Origin of the sequence: Leisingera sp. ANG-DT, assembly GCF_000813785.1 — a bacterium.
In the GTDB taxonomy this organism is placed as follows: Bacteria; Pseudomonadota; Alphaproteobacteria; order Rhodobacterales; family Rhodobacteraceae; genus Leisingera.
The window spans coordinates 664,483-671,761 of the sequence record NZ_JWLE01000005.1 but is presented as its reverse complement, the minus strand read 5'-3'; the positions used below and the strand labels follow the sequence as shown (position 1 = coordinate 671,761).

8 protein-coding genes are annotated in these 7,279 nt (G+C 61.4%); 4 read left to right on the top strand and 4 right to left on the bottom strand.

Annotation, left to right across the window (positions count from 1 at the left end):
* Positions 1-248 precede the first annotated feature (248 nt).
* Together msrQ and msrP are read right to left on the bottom strand one after the other, a co-directional pair.
* On the bottom strand, positions 249-872 hold the full coding sequence (gene msrQ / locus RA21_RS08515) for a protein-methionine-sulfoxide reductase heme-binding subunit MsrQ (protein WP_019295076.1): 624 nt from the start codon (positions 870-872) through the stop codon (positions 249-251).
* A 17-nt stretch (positions 873-889) separates the two neighbouring features.
* Complete coding sequence (msrP, locus tag RA21_RS08510; protein ID WP_039147770.1) at positions 890-1,795, bottom strand: protein-methionine-sulfoxide reductase catalytic subunit MsrP; 906 nt, start codon at positions 1,793-1,795, stop codon at positions 890-892.
* A gap of 276 nt (positions 1,796-2,071) precedes the next feature.
* Between msrP and RA21_RS08505 the strand changes: the two genes are divergently transcribed.
* Positions 2,072-2,638 carry a hypothetical protein gene (locus tag RA21_RS08505; protein ID WP_019295078.1) on the top strand — a complete coding sequence of 189 codons (567 nt, stop codon included), beginning with the start codon at positions 2,072-2,074 and terminating at the stop codon, positions 2,636-2,638.
* Positions 2,639-2,654: 16 nt separating this feature from the next.
* On the opposite strand, the gene RA21_RS08500 is transcribed toward RA21_RS08505, so the two are convergent.
* Positions 2,655-3,380, bottom strand: coding sequence for a helix-turn-helix transcriptional regulator (locus RA21_RS08500; protein WP_241483486.1), 726 nt, complete (start codon positions 3,378-3,380; stop codon positions 2,655-2,657).
* On the opposite strand from RA21_RS08500, the gene RA21_RS23130 reads away from it, so the two are divergent.
* The 3 genes from RA21_RS23130 to RA21_RS22830 all read left to right on the top strand — a co-directional run bounded on the left by RA21_RS23130 (position 3,264) and on the right by RA21_RS22830 (position 4,288).
* Positions 3,264-3,659, top strand: coding sequence for a hypothetical protein (locus RA21_RS23130; protein WP_241483487.1), 396 nt, complete (start codon positions 3,264-3,266; stop codon positions 3,657-3,659). The genes RA21_RS08500 and RA21_RS23130 overlap by 117 nt on opposite strands.
* 57 nt (positions 3,660-3,716) lie before the next feature.
* Complete coding sequence (locus tag RA21_RS08495; RefSeq protein WP_019295080.1) at positions 3,717-4,007, top strand: antibiotic biosynthesis monooxygenase; 291 nt, start codon at positions 3,717-3,719, stop codon at positions 4,005-4,007.
* A gap of 128 nt (positions 4,008-4,135) precedes the next feature.
* On the top strand, positions 4,136-4,288 hold the full coding sequence (locus RA21_RS22830) for a hypothetical protein (protein ID WP_193748058.1): 153 nt from the start codon (positions 4,136-4,138) through the stop codon (positions 4,286-4,288).
* Between the two features lie 61 nt (positions 4,289-4,349).
* On the opposite strand, the gene clpB is transcribed toward RA21_RS22830, so the two are convergent.
* The gene (gene clpB, locus RA21_RS08485) at positions 4,350-6,968 is read right to left on the bottom strand and encodes an ATP-dependent chaperone ClpB (RefSeq protein ID WP_039147766.1); all 2,619 of its coding nucleotides are present in this window, start codon (positions 6,966-6,968) and stop codon (positions 4,350-4,352) included.
* Positions 6,969-7,279 lie beyond the last annotated feature (311 nt).

Here is a 7,279-nt window from a genome sequence, read left to right as displayed (position 1 = left end):
CACAAATCAAACAATATCAATAACTTACGCAACAACAAAGTCAGCAACACTGACCAAAAACTCAAAGCCCGCTCAAACCCCGGACCAACCAAATCACACCAAAACCCAGCCAGAAACCACTTACCCACAGACTCAACAAACATATCCACAAAACCAAAACCAGGAATCAAAGAAAACAACTGCGACTCGGAAGCAAAACCGCCGCCAGGGAGGGCCGCCTCCCGGACCCCGGGACCAGATTCTCCGGACTAGGTCCGGCTGGGCGTTCCGGATGATTCCGGATGTTTGGACCGCTTCAGCACTGGCAAGCGCAGGGCCAAGAGAAGCAGGGTCAGCCCGAGGTAGATCAGCGGCTCGATCTGAAACCCTTTCGACAGCATCACAAAGTGCAGGCCTCCTAGCAGCGCAGCCGCATAAGTCAGCCGGTGCAGCCGCGTCCAGGTCCGGCCCAGCGCCCGCACGGACAGGTTATTCGAACTGAGCGCCAGCGGCAGCATCAGGACAAACGCCGCCATGCCGATGGTGATATAGGGCCGTTTCGCAATATCCGCGATGATCTGCCCCAGGATCTGCACATCCAGCACCAGCCAGACCAGCAGGTGGCACAGCACATAGAAGAAGCACAAAAGCCCAATTGCGCGGCGGAACTTCATCAGGTTCAGCCCCGCCAGCCGCCGCAGCGGCGAGACCGCCAGCGTCAGGATCATCAGCTGCAGCGCCAGTTCCCCGTATTCATGTTCCAGCGCCTTGATCGGCTCTACCCCCAGCCCGCCAGTGAGCCCTTGGTAAAACAGCCAAGGCGCGGGTAGCGCCCCGAGCAGGTAAACTGCCCAGACAGGCAGGCGGCGCAGAAGCTGATTCAGTGATCCCATCCGTTGTCGCCCCCCCATTAGAAGTATTCGGCCAGGTCCATGCCTTTGTACATCGACGCAACCTCTTCCTCGTACCCGTTATACATCAGTGTCGGCTGGCGCTTGGCAAACAGACCGCCGCCGATGCGGCGCTCGCTGGCCTGGCTCCAGCGCGGATGCGACACGTTGGGGTTCACATTACTGTAGAAACCGTATTCGCGCGGGTTGGCCATGTTCCAGCTGGTGGGGGGCTCCTGATCCGTCAGGGTGATCCGCACCACAGACTTGATCGACTTGAAGCCGTATTTCCACGGCACCACCAGCCGCAGCGGCGCGCCGTTCTGGTTGGGCAGCGGCTTACCGAAGATCCCGGTCGCCATGATCGACAGCGGGTGCATCGCCTCATCCAGGCGCAGGCCTTCGCGGTAAGGCCAGTCCAGCACCTTATAAGCCGTACCGGGCATCTCCGATGGGCGGTAGAGGGTTTCAAAGGCAACGTACTTGGCCCCCTCCTGCACGCCTGCCATATTCAAGAGATCGGCCAGCTCAAATCCCTGCCAAGGCACCACCATCGACCAGGCCTCAACGCAGCGAAAGCGGTAGATGCGCTCCTCCAGCGTCAATTCCCCCAGGATCTGCTCAAGGGAATAGTCGCCCGGGCGATCCACCAGCCCGTCGATCTTCACGCTCCAAGGCTGGGTGGTCATCCGGCCGGCATAGGCCGCGGGATCACTCTTGCCGGTGCCGAACTCATAGAAATTGCAGTAGCTGGTCACCTCTTCCCAGCTGTTTGGCTCAAGCGCCTCTTCCGCCTGCGCACGGCCGCCCAGCGCTGCGGCCAGCCCGGCACCTGCCAGCCCGGCCATGATCCGGCGGCGGTTCCAGAAATCTGCTTCCGGGGTTGCATCGGCAAGGGTCAAGTCATTGGTCCAGCGGCGCGCCATCTGCGTCTCCTGATATTGCGGGTCTCTCCTGAGGTAACGGTCCCAGGCGCAAAACCCAAAACATATCCCGTCACGACTGCGCGAGAGATTTGTAACGTTGGAAGCCCTGCCAGTATCGAAGAAAATCCGGCCCAGGGCGCCCCTGCTGACGCAAATGTGAAGCGGCCCAGCGCCCAATGGCCGGAAAATGCGCTGTGGCCGGACATTTCCTCGCTGCACCCAGTGCACGGTTTCACTATGCTGGCTGGAAATCAAAACCGCTCCGGGCAGACTAAGATGAAATCCCTAATTGCACCGCTGATGATGCTTGCCGCCGCCGTCCTGACAGGCTGCGCCAGCGCCCCCACGGCCACCAGGACCGATGTCGAGGCCCTGTCCCTCGCCATCCAGTCTCTGGATCCGCAGGTGGATGCAGATGAGGCCCGCCGCGCGGCGGAGATCGCTTACAGCCACTCTGCCCGGCTGGCAGAGCAGTACAATGTCACCACCTCGCCGATCATCCACAACACGCTGGTGAACAGCGGCGTCAAGGAGCGCGGCATCTGCGTGCATTACGCCGAGGACATGCAGGCGCGTCTCAACCAGGAGAATTTCCAGACGCTATCGATGCTGCGCGCCATTGCCGAGCCGAAGAATGAGTTCCGCATCGACCATTCCACCGCGGTGATCGCGGCCAAGGGCGACGGTATTTACGAGGGCATCGTGCTCGACCCCTGGCGCTATGGCGGCAAGCTTTACTGGTCAGAGACCACCGAAGACCCGCGGTACAACTGGGAACCGAGGTTAAAAGTTCTGCGACGTAAGTATGAGCGCAAGATGGCCAAGGAGGCCGCGGCTGGTTAAGCCGCCTTCAGCGCAGCTAGAGACCTGCCGCCAAGGCTGCCGCCCGGAACTGGCCAGGCGTCAGCCCGTATTCCTTCTTGAAGGCGCTGATAAAATTGGATGTGCTTTCGTACCCCGCCGCCAGACCAATACTGGTAATCGCATCGTCGGTGCTTTCCAGCATCTTCTTTGCCTGCTCCAGCCGGCGCTGCTTGCGCCATTTTGCGGGTGACGCGCCGAAGATCCGCCGGAACTCCCGGTTGAAAGTTGGAACTGAGCGCCCGGACAGCGCCGCAAGGTCCTCAGTGCGCAAATCGTGATCCGCAAAAGCCCGGGCAACATGAGCAACCGAGCGGTGGTGCTGCGTTCCCAAACTGCCCGCGAGCGTACCGGCCAGCTTGCTGCGGTCATGCAGCAAGGCAAGCAGCATGATCAGTTCAACCAGTTTCAGGCGCGCCAGATCCGCATCCACCTGCAAGCTGTCGTAGACCTCCACGATTCCGCTCATGAAGGCTGCCAGGCTTTGACTCGCTGGAACGGTTGCCAGACCTGCCTGTTCAGCTGCCTGCCCGCCGCCCAATCGTGGCAGCACATCGCTGACCAGCGCCGGGGACAGAAAGATCATCATAGCTTCCAACGGGCCATCATGGCTGCGGAAATCAGACTGCAAACGAACATTCGGTGGAATGATGACAAGTTCGCCTGCTTGGATTTCAGTGCAGGCTCCGCCAGTGTCAAAAAAACGCTCACGCCCCTTCAGCAAGTAGCAAATACAGATTTCGCTGCAGACAAATTCCAAGTCCCGCAGATCTGCGTGCAAAACCTTATGCAACAGCCGGCCATGCCTGCTCGACAGGATTTCCCTGGCAAAGGAAAAGGCCGCCAAAGCCTCAGGAATAACAATCAGCTTGTTCTGTGTGCGGGTCACGCGACTGTTCCACAGGTTGTTCCGTGCAGGCCGCGGCAAGCAGCTTTTTACACATACCGCAAACTAATGAAGGTTTCTGATCCGATTGCAATATCCTTGATCGGATCGCGTTAGCGGCGGCTGGGCACTGCAGGCAAAGAACGGGTCATCCAATGAGAAAAGGAGACCCCGATGAGCATTTGGGTAACGCTTGAGATGGAAGTGGCCGAAGGACAGTTCGAAAAACTGGAACCCTTCCTGGCGGAACGATTGCCGGCAGTGCGCGGCTTTGACGGCGCCCTGTCAGTCACTGTCTATTATGACGAGGAAACACGCAGCCTGCTGATTGCCGAAGAGTGGCTCTCCAAAGCGCATCATGCCAGCTACATCCAGGCAATTTCCGAAAACGGCGTCATGAACCAGCTTGTCTCCTTTATGACTGCACCTCCAAAGGTGCAGTACTTCAAGAGGCTGGTAATCTAGTGGCAGGAACCTGCGCCGGCATTTCGCGCCGTGATTTCATGGCCAGCACCGTTGCAACGGCTGTGGCAGTTGGCACGCTTCCATCATTTGCTTCAGCGGCAGCTCCGGCAGAAGTGCGGTTCCGTTTCGTGAAACTCCGCAAGTCCAGCACCGCAGGGTATCTGCAGGAACTGCGCCGGAACCAGTCGTCCTTCAGCCAACTGGTACTGGAAGGTGAGGGCTATTGCCTGGTTCTCGCCGGCGAGCGCTCCCACACCGGTGCGCACCGGCTGGAGCTGTAACGCACCTCTTCGCAAATCAAAGGCCCGCCATCTCTGGCGGGCCTTTCTCAATCTCTACCTCTCAATGCACCACGGCATCATCGGGTTTGGGCCGGTCCGACGTCCCCAGCCGGTCGCCGATGATCAGCCCGTCGCAGCCGGCCGAGACCGGAACGGTATCGCCGTCCTTGATCTCTCCCGCCAGCAAGGCCTCTGCCAGCGGATTCTGCAGCGCGCGCTGGATCACCCGCTTCAGCGGCCGGGCACCGAACACCGGATCATAGCCCTCATCCGCCAGCCATGTCTTGGCCGCCTCGTCCAGCTCCAGCGCGATCTTGCGCCCTGCCAGGCGTTTCAGCAGACGTGCCAGCTGAATCTCGACAATGCCGTCCATGTCACCCCGTGCCAGACGGTCGAAGATGATCGTCTCGTCCAGACGGTTCAGGAACTCCGGGCGGAAATGCGCCCGGACTGCATCCATCACGTCACGCCGCGCGTCAGAGGCATCGGCGCCCTCTGGCAGCTGGCTCAGGGCCTGCGCGCCGAGGTTGGAGGTCAGCACGATCAGCGTCTGCTTGAAGTCCACGGTGCGGCCCTGGCCGTCGGTCAGAACGCCGTCATCCAGCACCTGCAGCAGCACGTTGAACACATCCGGATGCGCCTTTTCGACCTCGTCGAACAGCACCACCTGATAGGGGCGGCGGCGCACCGCCTCGGTCAGCACCCCGCCCTCGTCATAGCCGACATAGCCCGGAGGCGCGCCGATCAGGCGGGCCACCGAATGCTTCTCCATGAACTCCGACATGTCGATCCGCACCATCGCGTGCTCATCGTCGAACAGGAAGCCCGCCACCGCCTTGGTCAGCTCCGTCTTGCCGACACCGGTGGGCCCAAGGAACAGGAAAGAGCCCAGCGGCCGGTTCTCGTCATTCAGACCTGCCCGCGCCCGGCGCACCGCATTGGCCACCGCGGTTACAGCCGCGTTTTGGCCGATCACCCGGCGGTGGAGCTCATCTTCCATGCGCAACAGTTTCTCGCGCTCGCCCTCCAGCATCTTGGAGGTCGGGATACCGGTCCAGCGCTCGACAACAGCTGCGATCTGCTCGGGCCGCACGGCCTCCTCGACCATCAGCCCCTGCTCTTCCTTCCTCTCGGCATCCGCCAGCTGCTTCTCCAGCCCCGGAATGACGCCATAAGACAGCTCCCCCGCCTTGGCGAGATTGCCCTCCCGCTTGGCGATATCCAGTTCCGCGCGGGCACGGTCCAGCTGCTCCTTCAGGTCACGGGCAGAAGCCAGCTTGTCCCGCTCCGACTGCCACTGCGCGGTCATCTCGGCGGACTGCTCCTGCAGCTCGGCCAGTTCCTTCTGCAGTTTTTCCAGCCGGTCTCTGGAGGCGGCATCGTCTTCCAGCTTCAGCGCTTCTTCCTCGATCTGCATCTGCAGGATCTGCCGGTCCAGCGCATCCAGCTCCTCCGGTTTGCTGTCCACCTGCATACGCAAGCGGCTGGCCGCCTCATCCATCAGGTCGATTGCCTTGTCCGGCAGGAAGCGGTCGGTGATATAACGGTTCGACAGCGTTGCCGCCGCCACCAGCGCCGCATCGGCAATGCGCACACCGTGGTGCAGCTCATACTTTTCCTTGATGCCACGCAGGATCGAGACGGTGTCCTCCACCGTCGGCTCCGTCACCATCACCGGCTGGAACCGGCGGGCCAGCGCCGCGTCCTTCTCCACATACTTGCGGTATTCATCCAACGTGGTCGCACCAACGCAATGCAACTCCCCGCGCGCCAAAGCCGGCTTGATCAGGTTGGCCGCATCCATCGCACCGTCGGATTTACCGGCACCGACCAGCGTGTGCATCTCGTCGATGAACAGGATGATCTCGCCCGCAGCCTCAGTGACCTCGGTCAGCACCGCCTTCAGCCGCTCCTCGAATTCGCCGCGGTATTTCGCACCGGCAATCAGCGCCCCCATGTCCAGCGACAGCAGTTTCTTGTCGCGCAAGCTCTCCGGCACATCGCCGTTGATGATGCGCAGCGCCATGCCCTCGGCAATTGCGGTCTTACCCACGCCCGGCTCACCGATCAGGACGGGATTGTTCTTGGTCCGGCGAGACAGCACCTGCATCGAGCGGCGGATTTCCTCGTCGCGTCCGATGATCGGGTCGATCTTGCCCTCGCGCGCCGCCTCAGTCAGGTCGCGGGCGTATTTCTTCAGCGCGTCATAGCCTTCCTCAGCTGTTGCCGAGTCAGCCGTGCGCCCCTTGCGGATATCGTTGATGGCTTCATTCAGCTTTTGCGCGGAGACCGCACCAGCCTCCAGCGCGTCCTTCGCCTTGGACTTCACCATGCACAGCGCCATCAGAAGACGCTCGACCGGCACAAAACTGTCGCCCGCCTTCTCGGCAATCTTTGCGGCCTCATCCAGCACCTTGGCGGTCTGCCCGTCCAGATAGATCTGGGCCGCGTCACCGCTCACCTTGGGCAGCTTGGCAACGGCGGCCTCCACCGCCTCCACGACACGGGCAGGCGCACCGCCCGCGCGGGAAATCAGGTTGCTCGCCAGCCCCTGATCGTCATCCATCAATGCTTTCAGAATATGCTCCGGCACCAGCCGCTGGTGCCCCTCGCGCATTGCAATGGTCTGCGCTGCCTGCACGAACCCCCGTGCACGCTCCGTGAACTTGTTCAAGTCCATCTTGCTCTCCTTTATCAAGCGCCCTGTTCTTGGCAGCGCCCGCTAGGCGGCACGCCCCGGTCCGGGCCTCAAGGTTCAATTTGGGAAGCGATCCTGCCGCTTCAACCCATATTCGCCGGAAAAGGTGAGCAAATCCCTGACCTGCGTCAACTTTATACCCGGACGCCCCCCCAGGCGCAGCCGCGCCGCGCACCAGCGCGGCGCCATGCCCAAAACTGTAATCTGTCCCGCCGGGACAGCTTCAGTTGCGGGAGCACCCCGCTGCGCCTTGCCGAACCGCCGCCCCTTGCGTATGAAACGCCAGTTTCACG